The sequence below is a fragment of the Paenibacillus sp. FSL H8-0283 genome (assembly GCF_045040675.1).
Taxonomy (GTDB): domain Bacteria; phylum Bacillota; class Bacilli; order Paenibacillales; family Paenibacillaceae; genus Paenibacillus; species Paenibacillus amylolyticus.
The window spans coordinates 1,496,508-1,513,587 of sequence record NZ_CP150295.1 but is presented as its reverse complement, the minus strand read 5'-3'; the positions used below and the strand labels follow the sequence as shown (position 1 = coordinate 1,513,587).

Genomic DNA, 17,080 nt, shown 5'->3' with positions numbered 1-17,080 from the left:
CACATATGCTCGCTCCCATAGCAGAACAACCATAAGTACTCACTGTGACACCAGGTAGCCGTTCCGGTTACGGATCGTTCTTCTGATCGCTGTTGTCTCCAGGTTTTCTGAATTCCCTTTATTAAGGGAAAAACCCGGAGACAAAGGCGAGCGCTTCGCTTCTTCAGAATCGATTCCGTCCCCTTCACTACTTTTGCGTCCTTAAAATACATAATGGTATTCATCATCCAGCTCGCTAAAATCGAGTGAAAATCAAGTTCAATTTAGAAAATATCATCATTTGTTTCAATGATAGTATGCCTCCCCTGCACCCTCCCCGTTGTGGGTAAAAAACAAAAACCGACAGGACGGAAATGCCCTGTCGGATGAATATGGTGGATGCAGCGTTGCGATTTAGCTACTAAACTTAATGTTCACGCAGTCTACTCTTGAAGCTACATGAACTTTTGCATCAAGGATATTATCGCACCCTTGTACGAAGGATTTTCACACCATAACCTTACAGATATCGTTGGTGAACTCTACTGGATCTTGAATTGGCAATCCTTCGATTAACAATGCTTGGTGGTACAGGAGGCTAGTGTAGAGGTTCAGCTTTTCCTGATCCTGCGCGAAAGCGTCTTTCAACGATTTGAAGACATCGTGATTCACGTTGATTTCCAACACTTTATCAGCCTGTACGTTTTCGCTGTTCGGCATAGCTTTCAAGATTTTCTCCATTTCAATCGTCAGCTCACCTTCAGTGGACAAACATACCGGGTGGCTTCTGAGACGTTTGGAAGCTTTAACCGCTTTGACTTTACCCGCCAATTGAGCTTGCATCGCTTCAAACAACTCTTTGTTGTCGTTGTCCTGAGCGTCCGTTTCTTCTTTGTCCGCGCTATCTTCGATACCCAGGTCACCACTGGAGATGGATTTGAATTCTTTCTCCTTGTAGTTCGTGATCATCTTGATTGCAAACTCGTCGATGTCATCGGTAAAGTACAATACTTCGTACCCTTTTTCAAGAACACCCTCGATCTGTGGCAGCTTCTCAATACGGCTAATGGACTCACCAGATGCATAGTAGATGTACTTCTGATCTTCCGGCATTCTGGAGACGTATTCGTCCAGGCTCACGAGTTTGCTCTCTTTGGAAGACGTGAACAACAGCAGATCCTGCAAAGTATCTTTGTTCACACCATAGTCGCTATATACGCCATATTTCAACTGACGGCCAAACGCTTGGTAGAACTTCTCGTAGTTCTCTCGCTCGTCTTTCAGCAGGCTTTGCAGTTGGCTCTTGATTTTGTTCTTAATGTTCTTCGCGATCAGGCTAAGCTGACGGTCATGTTGCAACATCTCACGCGAAATGTTCAGGGACAGGTCTTCCGAATCCACCATACCTTTGACAAATCCAAAGTAATCTGGCAATAGATCCCCGCATTTATCCATGATCAATACACCGTTGGAGTAGAGTTCAAGGCCTTTTTCATACTCTTTGGTATAGTAATCAAACGGCGTGTTCTCCGGAATAAACAAGATTGCATTGTACACCACTGCGCCATCTGCGCTGATGTGCAGGTGTTTAAGCGGTTTGTCAAAACCGTAGCGTTTTTCCATATAGAAGTTATTGTAGTCTTCTTCGGTCAGTTCGCTTTTATTTTTACGCCAGATCGGCACCATGCTGTTCACGGTTTGTTCTTCTTGGTATTCCTCGAACTCGTTCTCCGTGCCCTCTTTTGGACGTTGACCCGTCACATCCATCTTGATCGGGTAGCGAATGAAATCGGAGTATTTCTTGATGATGGATCTCAGGCGGTACTCTTCCAAAAATTCGTCATACGAATCTTCTTCGGTATTCTCTTTGATCGTCAGGACGATCTCTGTACCTACGGAATCTTTCTCAGCTGGTGTGATTGTGTAACCATCCGCGCCTTCGGATTCCCATTTCCAAGCCTCGTCGCTGCCCAGCGTTTTACTTGTTACGGTGAGCTTGTCCGCCACCATAAATGCCGAGTAGAAACCAACCCCGAATTGTCCGATGATGTTGTGGCCATCTTTAGCTTCATTTTCCTTCTTGAACGCCAAGGAACCACTCTTCGCGATAACCCCCAGGTTGTTCTCCAGCTCTTCCTGCGTCATCCCGATTCCGGTATCCGTCAGTGTGAGCGTGCGGTTTTCTTTGTCAATCGTGAGCTTGATGAAGTAGTCCTCTTTGTTGAAAACGAGCGCATCGTCCGTAAGTGCTCTGTAATAAATTTTATCAATGGCGTCACTGGAGTTGGAGATCAATTCTCTCAAAAAGATTTCTCTTTGGGTGTAAATGGAGTTGATCATCATATCCAGCAAACGTTTGGATTCTGCCTGGAATTCTTTTTTAGCCATGAGTGGTTGGACTCCTTTCAAATTGGGATATCGAATGATTTGATTGAAAATAGAAAGTAACTGAGATAATCCTGCGGCCATTAGTAGACTCAAAAACCTTTGATCGCTCTAGTCCACAGATATTGTGCTTCACTTCTAACTGGCTCACTGTAAAAATAAGTGCACGACGTTCTGCAATGTAGCCGTTCCGGTTACGAATCGTTTTTCGGATTGCTGTTATCCCCGTATTTCTTTGATTCCCTTTTTAAAAGGGAGAAATCCGGTGATAGCGTGTGCTTCCGTAGCAGCTTTCTTTCAGAAAGCTTTTAGGCGAACGCTCTGCTTCCTCCAAATCGATTTCGTCCCCTGCACTACTTTTGCATCTGATCAGTGACTGATTTTTTAGGATAGAGAATATCAATGAAGTGATATCTCCTAGACGTGGAATGCAGCTTCAAGTCTGTTGCACACTTTGGCTTCGCATGTCCTACTCAGGTTCAATATCTATTTTCAAAAACAGAATCATTCCATATGTAGTCGTATAGTAAAACATCATTTGTTAGCACTCTAATGATCGGAGTGCTAAACCCTTCCTTTTATATAACATATGGGAAAATTGGGTGTCAATACGTAGGCGGTTATTTTAACTAAAAGATCGAATAACTCTTTAACTTTTGCGCATCACCAATCATTTTACAGTAATCCCGCAGGTAAAACAAAAGCCGCCTCGAACCAAAGTTCGAACCGGCATGGTCAAAGATTGTGATGTGTCTGTTGATATAGTAGATAGCGTTAAAACATATTCATTTAATGTACCTTGGAGTATCCTCGGTCTTACTGTGTTGAGACTGATGTAGGTTATATGGGTACTTTGGTATGTTTGTATGTTGGTATCTTGGTTGCTTGAATGTCTTGAGCAGTACGACAGTCACGCGCTAACGAATCTCAGAGGCGTTAATTGGCCTTTTTGGGATGACTTCATAATCTAACGAATTGTAGACACGCTATTTCTCGACTTTAGCCAACCTTTTGAGACTTTCCGCAGGTTTTCGCAAAATAACGCGTGTGAGGTTCGTTAGACTGGGAAATTGGCTGGAAATCGTACAATAAGGTCCCCCGGGTTCGTTAGAGTTGAAGCAAAAGATGGCCGTTACGGTTTGAGATAGGATTGTGATAAAAATTAGTGCTTACGGTTAGTGTTAACGTTGCCTTTGGCACGCATGCTGCGTTACAGAAAAAGTTAGGCTTGCAGAGTTAGGGTTTCAAATCAAAGTTGCAGTTTGAGTTCGAGCTTGGGTTAGAAGTTACGGTTACGGTTACGGTTACGGTTTGAGTTTGAGTTTGAGTTTGAGTTTGAGTTTGAGTTTGATAATTCTACTTTTTCGCCATTTTCGGATCAAGGGTATCGCGCAGACCATCGCCCATTAGGTTGAAGCCGAGAACGGTCAACATAATGGAAACGCCGGGGAAGATCAGTGTCCACGGTGCTTTTTGTATAAACTGACGGGAGTCTGACAGCATTTTACCCCATTCCGGGTCGGGTGGTTGTGCGCCCATGCCTAGAAATCCGAGTGCAGCAGCTTCGATGATCGCAGTCCCAATTCCGAGTGTACCTTGCACGATCAGAGGAGTAAGGCTGTTGGGCAAGATGTGGCGAAACAAGATTCGACCGTTGCCCGCTCCAAGTGTCCGTGCCGACGTAATGAATTCCTCCTGTCTCAAGCTGAGTACCCGTGAACGCACCAATCTTCCGTAGGTCGGGATGTTCACGATGGCAATGGCGAGCAGTGCATTTTGCAAAGACGGGCCCAATATCGCCACAATGGCGATGGCCAGCAAAATCCCCGGAAATGCGAGCAAAATATCAAATAATCGCGAGATAAGCATGTCCGCCCATTTTCCATAAAATCCGGCAATTAAACCAAGCAACGTACCCACGATAATGGAACCAATGACGGAGAAGAAGCCCACCCACAAGGAAATACGCGCCCCGTGCAGCACTCTGGAAAACACGTCACGCCCCAGATCATCGGTACCAAACCAATGCTCTGCCGAAGGGGCCTGAAGCCGATCCACCAGCACCTGTTCCTTGTAATCGTAAGGTGCGATGTATGGCGCGAGGAAGGCCAACAGGATAAAAAATACGATAATAATCAGACCTGCAAGAGCAAGCCGATTTCTCCGAAACGTTCTCCACGCTTCCCGCCATGGACCGGATGTGCTAGCCGACGCAGCGTCAATGGATGGTCCGGTATTGGTCGATAATTTGGCCATGCGGTGTCTCCTTTCTTGGATATGAATATAACAAAAGATCAGCGCGTTCTATTACACTCAAGCACTGCAATCGCAGTACCATCTTCTGATCGCTGTTATCCCCAGATTATATTGATCCACCTATTTAAAGGTGAAAATCCGGTGATACATGCGCAGCCTATGCTTCCGATGTAGCTTTCTTTTAGAAAGCTTTTAGCTTCGCTTCTGCAGATTGGTTCTTTATGGAGTCCCTATTTATAACTAATACGAGGATCAAACACGGCATAGAGCAAATCTACAATCAGATTGATCACCACGAAAAAGAACGCCACGATCAGAATGCCACTCTGGATCACCGGATAGTCCCGCGAACTAATCGCTTCATATATATAACGTCCCACGCCCGGCCAGGCAAAGATCGTTTCGGTCAACACCGCACCTCCGAGCAATGACCCAGTCTGGATGCCGATAACCGTGAGGACGGGAATAAACGCATTTTTGAGCGCATGTCCATATACGACAAAAAACGGACCCAGTCCCTTCGCCTTTGCTGTACGAATGTAATCGGAACTCATCACTTCCAGCATGCTGGAACGGGTCATCCGGGCAATAACAGCCATTGGAATCGTTCCCAGTGCAACACTTGGCAGAATCAAATGTTTGGTTACGGTCCACAACTGATTCCATTGTCCAGCAATCATCGTATCCAGCACATACAAGCCCGTAATGGCTTCCACCGGATCACGTGCATTCATGCGCCCAATGGATGGCAGCCACTGCAACTTGTTCGCGAACAACCATTGTTCCATCAGACCTAACCAGAAGATAGGCATCGATACACCCACCAAAGCAATGACCATACAGCAATAATCAAACCAGGAGTTGTGCTTCCATGCACTGACAATCCCGGCATTCACCCCAATAATGACAGCAAACAACATACTGGCCATCGTTAATTCAAGGGTTGCTGTCAGATAAGGCACAATTTCCTGGGCAATAGGCACCTTGGTGCGGATGGATGTTCCCAGATCACCTTTGAGCAAATCGTCCAAGTAGGCGAAATACTGCTGGAACCAGGGTTTATCCAGACCCAGTTGGTCACGAAGGGCCTGCTTGGATTGTTCGGTTGCCTTTTGCCCAAGTATGGTCTCGGCCGGGTCACCCGGGATGGCGTGGATGATGGAAAAAACAATCAGGGTCATGCCCAGCAGTACGGGCAGCAACACAAGCACACGTTTGACAATATAGCTGTTCAATCCTGTTCACCTGCCTTCGACATATCGTGCAAAATAAAAAGCGCCGGCAAAAACGCATGCTTTGGATAGTTACGTCCGGATGTGGGTTCTGCCAAGCATTGCGTCTCACCAGCGCTTTGAAAGAAAGAATTAAAACGTAATCACTCCGAACTGTAGTGCCATCTTCAGATCGCATTTATCCTGAAATGGATAAGTTCAGCTTACAGCTTACTCGAAATACGCACCGGCATAGGATTCGGTGCCCAGTGGAGAAGGGACGAAACCTTTCAGGTTTGCTTTACCCGCCAGAATTGGCGTCGTGTGTACCAGAGGAATCCATGGTGCGTCTTCCTTGATCATCGCCTGCGCTTGTTTGTACAGTTCAGCACGCTTGTCCTGATCGGTTTCTTTCTGTGCACCCGTTAGCAATGTGTGTAATTCTTCATTTACATAATAACTGCGGTTGTTGCTTGGAATGGCATCTTTATCCAGCAGTGTATACAGGAAGTTATCTGGGTCACCATTGTCACCTGTCCAGCCGAGCATGTAAATGTCGTCCTTCTCCCCGGCCTTTGTATCTTCGAGATACGTTGCCCACTCCGGTGATTCGATGGTGACGGTCACTCCAATTTTCTCAAAATCAGCCTGGATTGCTTCCGCTACCTTCTTGCCATCTGGCATATACGGGCGGGATACCGGCATTGCATAGAAGGTTACCGGATCAGGCAATCCGTCAGGGAAGCCAGCTTCGGCCAGTAGAGCTTTTGCTTTTTCCAGATCATATGGGTAATCCTCAAGGGTATCGTTGTATCCCCACAGCGTTGGCGGCATCGGGTTGACAGCAGGCTCAGCTTGTCCAGCAAAAAACGCATCAATAAGAGCCTGCTTGTTCACCGCATGGTTGAGAGCTTGTCTTACTTTGACATTATCAAATGGTTTCTTCTTGAAGTTAAAACCGATATAGGCCACGTTGAACGGTGGACGCTCGATCTTCTGCAACTCGCTGTTGCCTTCAAGGATGGACAGATCGTCCGGGTTCAGGTCTTCCATGACATCAATCTCGCCGTTTTGCAGGGCATTGAAGCGAGCGGTATTATCCGGAATGGAACGCACGATCACTTTGTTCAGCTTTGGCAGTCCTTCTTTCCAGTAATCCGCGTTTTTCTCCAGGGTGATGGAGTCGTTACGCTTCCACTCTTTGAATACAAATGGGCCGGTGCCCACAGGCTCGCTCTTGAAGTTTTCTTTTTTCTCCTGAATCGCGGTTGGGCTGGCAATGCCAAATGGCGTCATCGCAATATTTTGCAGGAAAGGGGCTTGTGGCTGGTTCAATGTGAACTCCACCGTAGTCTCGTCCGTCGCCTTCACTTCCTTGATCACACGTCCGTCCTCTGGACCAAACATGGAGTCGTAATAATCGAAGGAATCTCCCTCGAATTTATATTCACTCGCCGGATCACCCCAGCGGTTGAAGTTGAACACAACAGCCTCGGCATTAAAATCAGTTCCATCATGGAATTTCACACCGGACTTCAGCTTAAACACATACTTGAGCCCATCCGCCGAAATCTCCCAGCTCTCTGCTAGTCCAGGAATGACCTCTGTTCCGCCTTCCTTGTAGTCCAGCAATGAATCAAACACCTGATGCCCAATCTTCAGCGACTCCCCATCGGTCACAATCGCCGGGTCGAGTGCTACGGAATCCCCACCACGTCCCATAATCATCGTATCCTGTGCTACCGTTTCGGTTGGAGGGTCGGTTCCTTCCGCCGGAGCAGGTGTAGCCTCTCCACTCTCGTTACTGGAGCAACCAGACAACACCAATACGGTACTTAAGGCCATCGTTAGAACACCGGACATCCATTTTTTTCTCATTCGCATACGTACAACACCCTTCCCTGTCTCATAATGTGTGTGATGCTGGCATGAAAGATCTCCAATGTTGGCAATCGGTTTGGTGCTATGTATCATATAAAAGGCTTTAGATGCCTGCGATACCTGAATTAAAGTTTTGGGAAAAGTAAGACATGTGTATAAAATGTAAAAACAGCATGGGACACGTATAGAATACAGGTAAATTTCAGATCGTGCACATGGATTTAGGACGTCGTTTGATTACTTTTATAGAAAATGAAAAAGGTTCAACAACGGATCTTGTGAGATGAATCTATGAAATTGTTGCGTTTTATTTGAACTAAGGTCAATAAGCAACAGTGGACGGTTATGGACTGGTAAGAGCAGGTTTAAGTTGGTAGATTAAAAATACTGATGGGCATATGGATACTACGCTACTGGCTACGCAATAAAGTCTGTTCCTTGAGCGTGTCGTGTTGAGCATGGAGTGTGGAGACCGGATTAGGTATCGTTATCGTTCGTTAGCAATACGGATGAAAGAAACTCAACATAGGCTAGGTTGTTTGGATGTGTAAGTTGTTTATTAGAGTGGCTGTCTCTTGCAGATTGGATGTATAAAATGTATGAACGAGTCATCTTGAGATGTTGGATTGTACAACAGGGAGACATTACAATAACTTCATATGTTATGGTTTTGTCATGATGAGGAGGATTGTGTAAATAAACTGTGGTGAAAAACAATTTCGTGTAACTTACTTTACATCACATTAATCAATTAGACAAGAGATTTACAGACATAAGTCTTTAACTTTATTATATGCGTTAATATTACTTACATAAAACACAAAAAAGGAACACAGTTCGACAAAAAGCGTCTCGTGTTCCTTCTCCACTCAATCCACATTCAGATAAAATCCACATTTAAATTTGCTAAGAATCAGCTCACTTTTTAAACAAACCTCTGCGATGCATCACGGTAATAAAACGGTAAAAATCATAACTCGCCCCATTATCGATGCTGAACAATGGATTTTTGGTGTCATATGCAAGTGCTGCATCCACAGCTGCCTTTGCCCATACTGGAACTTCCATTTGCTGACGCGCCTGTAGTTTGTCGACCTGGGATTTGAGCGCATCAAACGTTGCTTTCTCTTCGGCTGTCATCGGTTCGCCCCCTTTCGGTGGTTCAGTTGGTGGATTCGGATGACTTGGATTCGTTGGATTGGATGGCTCCGGTGGTTTCGGAGTTGCTGCTGCGTATCTTGCTCTGAGCTGTGCCGCTGTTCCCTCGAATTCATTCATATCCACGTTGCCACTAATACCATTCACCTTGCCCGAATCCGTATACTGCCAGAACGTCCAACGCTTCCATGCCAGCTGGTCGTCCGGTACACGGGTGTTGCTGTAACGCGCGATCCACAGATCGTATGAGCTGAGTGATGTGTCAAAATTACCGGCAAATGAATTGCCCGTGTATATGATCGGTTTTACACCTGTCAGACGTTGTAATTCAGTTAAAAAAGCTTTGGCAACCGTATTCATCTGCGCTTTGCTCAGGTTGCCGGGATTGTTCTCGTAGTCCATGACGGGTGGAAGTTGTAACGCTTTGGCCCCTCCAACTTTGTTAAGTGTATTGGCATAATGTGCCGCTTCTGCCTTGGCAACATCGGTAGAGGTCGCTCGGAAGAAGTGATACGTTCCGACCAGCATACCCGCCGCCAGTGCGCCTGTTACGTTTTTCTGATAATTCGGATCGGTATACGTCTGTCCCTCAGTCGCCTTGATGAACACAAATGTCATGCCACTCGCCTTCACCTTTGCCCAGTCAATATTGCCTTGGTATCGGGAGACGTCAATGCCCTGTGTGTTGCCCGAACTTCTCGTTTGCATGTTTCTCACACCCTTTATGCGGCAAATTGCCGTTTGTATCAGCATTTTACATCATTCGATTCAAGCGTTCCCGGGTACAAGTATAGCCAGACTACAGCATTCTGATCTATACATTGCTGACTGGATGTCACTCTCTGGATTGATGCAAAATGCTCCTATAGTTAATGCGGTTGGATTAGGGGTTGCTTGTGTGCGTGTCCCTGATGTGTTGGAAATGAACTGAGCCTTGTTCACACGGACACTCCGATGACAGAATAACCTTCCAATCGCTGTTATCCCCGGATTTTTTTGATTCTCTTTATAAAGGGGAAAATCCGGAGGATAAAGGCGAGATTATGCTTACGAAGTAGCTTTCTTTCAGAAAGCTTTTGGCTTCGCTTTTTCAGGTTTTTTCTCTCCTCTCCGTTATTGTGTGAAAATGTTAAGTTCAATCTGTATAGATGTATATAGTTCAAAAAAACTACACTTGCGATGTTCAGCAACGGTATAGTAAAGAAGACACTAAAAATATTTCAAACTATTTAACGTTATCTTGAGTTTCAGAAGGTTCAACATCCTCTGTTTCTAGATTGGAAAAAGAATCTTTGCCCTTCGGGGAGAAGTTACCGGGAAGTTCCCCGGTTCCCCCCTTGCCCTTGAGCACTTCAATAGATTGCCGAATCACTGGCGGAATTGGAGCGCCCAACTTACCCCCATTTTCGATAATGGACAACAACTCATTTGCGATATAAAAAAAGGCGACCGCATCCCTGAACAAATGTCCGTCTCCCAGAACACCGTCCACCAGATGAGCCACCGATACCATTGCAAATATAAATACCTTTCGTGCGATGCCGAACATACCTACGTTACTTTCTAACTTGCCACTCATACCCGCTGCTGCGATGCCCGTCAGGTAATCGAGGATGACAAACACGAGTAGTACACCGAGCACGCCTGACCAGCCACCGAAAAAGTAGGTTACTGAGCTGCTCATAAGCGCGATTCCCCATTTCCATAGGTTGTCCCATCGTTCCATGGTTCCACCTCCTTTGGTTTGATATTTGAAGCCTTAGAAGTTTACAGCACTAAATCTATTCTATTGTCGTTTGGATAAGACAACCTGCTTTGTAATTCCCCTAATGAAATCCAAACCTGTTAAGACAGCCACATCCATAGCCACTTAACCCATCATTTCAATTGTTACGCCCTACAGCAGCTCCTGATATGTCAGCAATTACCGATTACAGACGAATACGGATTTTTAGCGGTAAAATGTCCTCAACTGAACACAGCCCCCCCCTAAATATGAAAAGTACCATGACCACTCCAGAAAGCATAAAAATAGGGGCTGTCTCAAAAGCCCCATCATATTAAAGAATTTGCATAACTTGATGTGCTTCTCCCGCTTTTCCATCACGTAATGCATAGACTAAGCCTTCATTTTTTGTAGCAGATACCTGAGAGTACTGAAATAAAGGGTAGGCATTAATAGGATAACTCACATTATAAAATATTGTCTTATTCTCGAGAGTCGTCACTGCCAATATATTGTCAGATATGAATGCGAGGCCGCCTATAGTGCTAGTTACAGGTCTAATATCAGGGAACACCGTAAACGCACCACTATCAATAAGCATAGGTGTTAATGTTCCACTGGGCTTATTGCCAGAATCGGTGATCATAAGCTTACCATTAGGAGATATGGCTGCTCTAGCACCGGAAACGACATAATCAGATAGTGACGCATTTACTGGTATCATTGATCGAGAATTAGCCGACATTATCCCAGATACAGGGAAAATATAAGGACCTTCATCCGTGGTACTGAGTGAAAAAATAACATATTTTGAATCCGGCGTGAAGGTGATATTACGTAAGGTTCTCCCGTTACCACTAGATCCCCAACCGTAATTCCATATGGGGGTAAATGTATCTCCTATTATTTCAAAGAAATTGAATCCTTTTTGGTCAGTTCTTCCGACAACAAAGTACTTACCATCGGGTGAGAAGGTCATCATATACGATACCCCTGTATTAATAATACTAGCATTATCTGCTAATTTAGTGAATGTATCTCCACTTCGCTTATAGATCCACCAATTCCCGGATGCTGTTGAAACGGCTAAGAGTGAACCGTCACTAGAAAAACAATGGCGGGCTAGTGAGCCATCGTTTACTGGTACCGCTGGATCTGGTAATTTAGAATAATACGTACCCGCCCACTTATAGATTCTGAATTCCCATCGTGTAAGTCCATTCACAGTCAAAACTAGGTAATCCCCCCATGCAGATGAGGCAAACACTGATTCTCCTGTGGCCAGAGAAGATGTACTAATGCCAGTTGGTTCTGTGGAATGAGGTGTTTCAAATTTAAGCACCGTATAGAATTGGCCATAACCATGAATAACGAGGGTTTTTCCATCCACGCCCTTTTGTGAAATGTAACGATTCGTGTGATCCATCGTTCTAATAACACTAGAGAGCGTAGGTGTGTTGATCAGTTTAGCAATACTGCCCTTTTTAATGTCAGTACTGTACGTTACTGATACACGGCCCTTATTGTTTATCACCTCCTCCACAACACTAGTTTCTAAAAAATCCGATCCAACTTTTCGGAATGAGTAAGGTTTTCCTACTAATAGATCACCAGCGGCATAAGAGGTTCCGTCCTGCATTTTAAGCGGAATCGTCCCTAATCCGTTAATATTCAGCGTAGGTTCATGGGCACTCGTGATGTGAGGCACAATCGTGATTCCGAATCCCTCAGTTAACGTAATAGGCGCGGGGTTTAGAATTACCAAATAAGCCGAACCTGTGCCTATTGTAGTTGCATACCCGGGATGGCGGATATAATCGGACAAGATGCTCAATCTTGTATCGCTTAAAGCCTTTTCAGTTGGCACCAATTCCTCAGACATACCATCTATTTTATTTGATAATTGCACCTTGCCTTTTTCCGAAAGGGATGCATCCGGGATGTCCACCTCGCTTATCATTTGGCGTAATGCTTCCACTTCAGACCGTGTTGCAACGCCTGCGTCAATCTTTTCAAAAATCCCATTAATACTCTCCCGGGTTACATTCTCGTTCCCCAAGGGAAGAGGTAATTTCAATCGATCGGTTTCTTGTGGCATTACGCCCACACCTCCAGTTCATTCCACGTCAAGGACGCGGCATCGAGTTCGTCCCATGTCATCTGTTTGTCGTCCAGATCATCCCAGACCAGATAACGATATTTATATTCCACGGCCATATGGGCCGGTTTCAGTTCTTCAATCGCTCTCTTCAGATCATCAATGTTGGGCGGGATGCCCATCGTATCCACAAAGCTCACCGTAAAACTCCACGCTTCCGGCTGAAAAGTTACATCCACCTTGCCCCCGGCATAAGCCTCAGCCACATTCGCAACCAGCCTGCCCGAGAATTTTCCTGCCCCGCGCAGCTTCGACTCCACCACCGCACGCCGTTGCTCCACAGGTTTGAGACGGTCCGTCTCAATACCTAGCTCCTGCTCCCAAAAGTCCAGCCCCCACGTCGCTGTACGGACAAAAAACTGCTCCAGCGTCTCATCCAGCGCCTGGTACAGCAGATCCATTTCGCTGCCTTTGGTCTGCATATCGGCCTGCATTACACGAGAAGTCTCATAATACCTGGGCAAATACGAGAACAGCTCCCGCCCTTTCTCACTCGTCAGTCCAACATCTACAATAGAAGGAGCACTCATGCCCTGTCCCCTCCCTTCCTTGCACATCATCATGAAACGTCTCGCTCACCAGCTCTAACTCAGATCGGCGTACTTCTCCCAATCTCCCTAGGCCTCCACACTCCAAAACTACTTCCTCATCCACCATCTGCCCAACACTACTCATACACATCCACCGTCCCCAGCACGGCGACCTGACTCGAGGTCATCTCAATATTCTGGTCACTTACACCGTTCACGGTCAGCTCCGAATAGTCGATAATCGGCGGAATGTCCAGCAGAATCGCGGCAATGCGGGTGTAACGAACGAGTGGATCGGCAAAAGCCAACTGCTTCAGATACGCGGTCACCCCGCGTTCGATCAATGCTCGTACATCGGCGAGTGTCGCATCACTTGCCAGCGTCAGTTTCACCTGAATGTTCATCGGCACTTCCTCGGCTGGCATCACGGACACCACTGGCCCCGCCGGTGCAACGCCTTCACCCTGTCCATCCTGCGTGGGGTCAACATACTTCTGTACCGCCGTCACCAGATCGGTGCCCGCAGCGCGCTTTTCCGTGTCCAGCAGATACAATCCCACCGTGCCTGGCCCTTGCCATAACGGAATAACCCGCGTTGCACCAACACCTGGTACTTCACTGGCCCATTGCACATATTGCGATTTGTTGCCGCTTGTCCCTTGGTTGCGGACTTTGGCATAAAAGCGTTCCAACAATGCCGTATCGGCCTCAATATCCGCACCGCCTTTTATCAACTCAACGTTCGTGACAGAAGTCACGCCACTTACAGGTGTAGACAGCACAGTTACCGTGCCCGCAGGCACATTGCTTTCTTTTCCGGCAACAAGCGCTCGCACGCCTACCACCCCGGAGCCCTCTGCATCCAGTTCCACACGCCCCACCGTCTCATATTCGAGCGAAGCTTCAGCAGATACTTCATCCGCGAGCGTAGCCACGACCGTGCCCACAGGCACAACTTTCCCCGGCGTACCCATGAACCTCACTGCACCTTGTGCCGCCACAGCAGCCCGCCGCGTGATGCCGTGCTCTCCTGCCCGCAGATCCAGCTCTTCCGAACGAAAATTCGGATCACTGCTCGCCGCAGTACTAGCAAACCCTCGCCGAAGTAATTCCTGCGCCCACAATGCCGCTTCAGACAGCATAAACGCAACCGGAGCCTCCGCATCCCACAGAAACGATCCTTCCGACTTATCCAGATCCGCGGGCAGACGATCCAGCATACGCTGCATAATCTGTTCCTCCGTCTGGTCCTCCAAATAACGCGGAATCTCAGCCATCCCGTCAGATCACCTCACTTTCCAGAATAAACATCTCTTCCTGCACACTCGCCACCCGGCACGAGAACATGCACTGCTCCCGATTCCAATCGAACGTGAACTGGTCTACCGATTCCGTGCGTGGATCAGCCAGCAACGTTTCCGTCACCATCCGGGTAATCTCACTTTCCATCACACCTCGGCTATCACCCTGACCCACCAGATCCTCCAGCTCCGAACCATAGTTTCGAGAATAGATCACATGTCTGTAACGTGGCGTTTTCACTGCCTTAATGCACCATTGCACCCAGGCTTCATGTGCATCCGCTGCGGCTACTTTACCACTTGGGGTCAATACAAAATCCCCTACATCGTAATCAAATCGCCAGCTCCGCCCAAAGCGTACCTCTTCCGAATCCGCCCCCGACAGATCCTCCTCATCTCCCCATACCACACCCGTTTCCGGGAACAGACTAGGCATTCGCACTCACCACCTTACACAGCACCACAATGTCATTGCCGCCATTCACGCGCATCGCCAGCACACGATCTCCCGCTTTCAGACCTTTGCCAAGAGACAACACCGTTTCTTCCACTTCCTCTTCTTGCAAAAGAAACCGTCCCGTGCCCGTCGTTCCGCCGTTTGCCACGTCAGGTATACCGGAAATCGCGCCAGCAGCCTCGCGCTCCGGCAGTCCAAGCGTGCCCGGCAACTCGGCCACGAGATAATCCTGCACTTCGTGCTTGAAATCATCCAGCTTCACGCCGGATGAGGTCATCGTACCCAGTACCGCGCCCAGCCCGCTCACGGCCTGACGAGAATGTGTACTCATCGCACCCCGCATGACGTCGGCAAAATGCCCATACGGATCATCTTTATTCAAGGTAATACCTCCTTTTCACCAGCTCGGCTGTCCCCAGTTCCAACGTCATCATTCCAGGTCCGGCAGACAGATCACGGCTAACCGACATGACGATTAGCTTCAGTCCTTTTAACAACACCGCGTCCCCAGAACGAATCGTATTCACATCCGGTGCGGATATCGTAAAGGTCTCCTGAATACCCGTCAGATGACTTTTCGCCAGTTTTTTCGCGGCGGTTGTCGATTTCACCTGATCGTCCTCTACCAGCTTTTGCAATGTGCCCAGTTCTTCCACACGATCCTGCTCAATCGCAAGCACTTTGGAAGGAACTTCTTTGCCACTCGGTGACTCCGACGCCGCCATGACTTTAACTTTGGTAACCGCCCCTTCGAGCGTACGCATCTGGGTCAGATCAATTAGTCGATCAAGTTCATACACCTTTGCATTACTTCCAACCTGGAAGAGCTGCAACCCACCGGGCGTCATCCGTGGATGGTACATTTCCCCGCCGGACTTCGCCGTTTCTTTCAGATCGGCAAACATCATCGAGAAGATCGTCTGTGACCGATACACGGCTTTTCCCAGCTTTGTCTTGGTTTCCGGCAGCGTAGCATATGGAATCTTCCACTCTTTGGCGTAGGTTTTGAGTCGCTGCGTAGCGGTCTGATCCTTCGGCAGCAGGAACTCGTCCTCCGATTTTTCCAGATATATCATTCGGTCGTACACCGTGAGAGACAGCCGCTTGGTGCCGCTGTTCGAGCTTTCCACCTCCCAGATGACCGCAGGATGCAACAGATGAACCATGGATTTTTCGCCAAAAGGAACCCCGCTAATCCGCACCGCCATGCCCGGTGAGATCGAAGGCAAACCGGAAGATGCTGACACCGCCAGCCGGATGTTAGCCTGATAGGCAATCTGGTCGAGCGAGTCCTTCAGCGTAATTGTCTCCACCAGCTTGGTGATGTCATATTTGTCGTCGACAATGACCTTGTAGGTCATGGCATCACCAGCTTTTGCCCGGGCTTGATCCGGTTTGGATCACTCCCGATGATCTTTGCGTTGAGCTTGTAGATCTCGTTCCATTTGGAACTGCTACCCAGCTCAAGCTTTGCTATTTTGGACAGGGAGTCGCCAGATTTGACGGTGTAGGTCTTGCTACTCTTTTTCAAATCGGTACGAGAACCTGACTTGCCCCCGGATGCCGCAGAACCGACCTTCTCCACCTTGGAATCACGCCATGTGCGCAGGGTCAGGTCGAAGTAAATATCTCCTGTCTCCCCCCCACGAAAGCTCGAATTAAGCGAAACAATAAAAACAGGCACGTTCACGCCCGTCTCTGAAATGATGAGGCGCAGCGGCTTTTTGGAGATCAGAAATGTGTTCAGGACATTCATCGCTACACGCGGATCAGGCAAATCTTCGTACATGCAATAGAAGGCATCATACTCTTTGGGAAAAAAAGAAGAGAAGGTGATCTCCTTCACCTTCTCCCCCTGCGCAAAATCAAACTCGCCATGCTCCAGCATATTAATCGTTTCATACCCTTTGGACCTGGAAATACTCACCTCTTCCGGGTTCACCGGGAATTGAAATGATGTGCCGCCATCCTTCAGCGTAAATGCCATTTTGTTAGGACCTACTTCATCTTTAAGTACAGACATACACGGCCTCCTTTC

The 17,080-nt window shown here is 47.4% G+C and carries 13 protein-coding genes; all 13 read right to left on the bottom strand.

Going from position 1 to position 17,080, the window contains the following annotated elements; all coding sequences use genetic code 11:
* Nucleotides 1-486 precede the first annotated feature (486 nt).
* Nucleotides 487-2,367, bottom strand: a complete 1,881-nt coding sequence (gene htpG / locus MHI52_RS06710; protein ID WP_237176603.1) for a molecular chaperone HtpG — start codon at nucleotides 2,365-2,367, stop codon at nucleotides 487-489.
* Between the two features lie 1,353 nt (nucleotides 2,368-3,720).
* Complete coding sequence (gene nikC, locus MHI52_RS06705) at nucleotides 3,721-4,620, bottom strand: nickel transporter permease (RefSeq protein WP_339189219.1); 900 nt, start codon at nucleotides 4,618-4,620, stop codon at nucleotides 3,721-3,723.
* Nucleotides 4,621-4,850: 230 nt separating this feature from the next.
* A complete protein-coding gene (locus MHI52_RS06700) occupies nucleotides 4,851-5,855 on the bottom strand; it encodes an ABC transporter permease (protein WP_315371528.1) in 1,005 nt (334 codons plus the stop codon).
* A 207-nt stretch (nucleotides 5,856-6,062) separates the two neighbouring features.
* Nucleotides 6,063-7,709 carry an ABC transporter substrate-binding protein gene (locus tag MHI52_RS06695; protein WP_405158712.1) on the bottom strand — a complete coding sequence of 549 codons (1,647 nt, stop codon included), beginning with the start codon at nucleotides 7,707-7,709 and terminating at the stop codon, nucleotides 6,063-6,065.
* A 921-nt stretch (nucleotides 7,710-8,630) separates the two neighbouring features.
* Nucleotides 8,631-9,578 (bottom strand): glycoside hydrolase family 25 protein, encoded by a 948-nt coding sequence (locus MHI52_RS06690; RefSeq protein WP_036668876.1) that lies wholly within the window; start codon nucleotides 9,576-9,578, stop codon nucleotides 8,631-8,633.
* A 517-nt stretch (nucleotides 9,579-10,095) separates the two neighbouring features.
* Nucleotides 10,096-10,596 (bottom strand): holin family protein, encoded by a 501-nt coding sequence (locus MHI52_RS06685; protein ID WP_405158711.1) that lies wholly within the window; start codon nucleotides 10,594-10,596, stop codon nucleotides 10,096-10,098.
* A 334-nt stretch (nucleotides 10,597-10,930) separates the two neighbouring features.
* The gene (locus tag MHI52_RS06680) at nucleotides 10,931-12,694 is read right to left on the bottom strand and encodes a hypothetical protein (protein ID WP_405158710.1); all 1,764 of its coding nucleotides are present in this window, start codon (nucleotides 12,692-12,694) and stop codon (nucleotides 10,931-10,933) included.
* Complete coding sequence (locus MHI52_RS06675; protein ID WP_405158709.1) at nucleotides 12,694-13,284, bottom strand: YmfQ family protein; 591 nt, start codon at nucleotides 13,282-13,284, stop codon at nucleotides 12,694-12,696. Before MHI52_RS06675 ends, MHI52_RS06680 begins: the two co-directional genes overlap by 1 nt.
* Before the next feature lie 137 nt (nucleotides 13,285-13,421).
* The gene (locus tag MHI52_RS06670; RefSeq protein WP_127547891.1) at nucleotides 13,422-14,561 is read right to left on the bottom strand and encodes a baseplate J/gp47 family protein; all 1,140 of its coding nucleotides are present in this window, start codon (nucleotides 14,559-14,561) and stop codon (nucleotides 13,422-13,424) included.
* A 4-nt stretch (nucleotides 14,562-14,565) separates the two neighbouring features.
* Nucleotides 14,566-15,021, bottom strand: a complete 456-nt coding sequence (locus MHI52_RS06665) for a DUF2634 domain-containing protein (RefSeq protein ID WP_127547893.1) — start codon at nucleotides 15,019-15,021, stop codon at nucleotides 14,566-14,568.
* Entirely contained in the window at nucleotides 15,014-15,424 is a 411-nt protein-coding gene (locus tag MHI52_RS06660; protein WP_127547895.1) for a hypothetical protein, read from the bottom strand. The genes MHI52_RS06665 and MHI52_RS06660 overlap by 8 nt, the downstream gene beginning before the upstream one ends.
* A complete protein-coding gene (locus MHI52_RS06655) occupies nucleotides 15,417-16,403 on the bottom strand; it encodes a phage portal protein (protein ID WP_405158708.1) in 987 nt (328 codons plus the stop codon). Before MHI52_RS06655 ends, MHI52_RS06660 begins: the two co-directional genes overlap by 8 nt.
* Nucleotides 16,400-17,029, bottom strand: coding sequence for a LysM peptidoglycan-binding domain-containing protein (locus tag MHI52_RS06650; RefSeq protein WP_127547967.1), 630 nt, complete (start codon nucleotides 17,027-17,029; stop codon nucleotides 16,400-16,402). Before MHI52_RS06650 ends, MHI52_RS06655 begins: the two co-directional genes overlap by 4 nt.
* Nucleotides 17,030-17,080 lie beyond the last annotated feature (51 nt).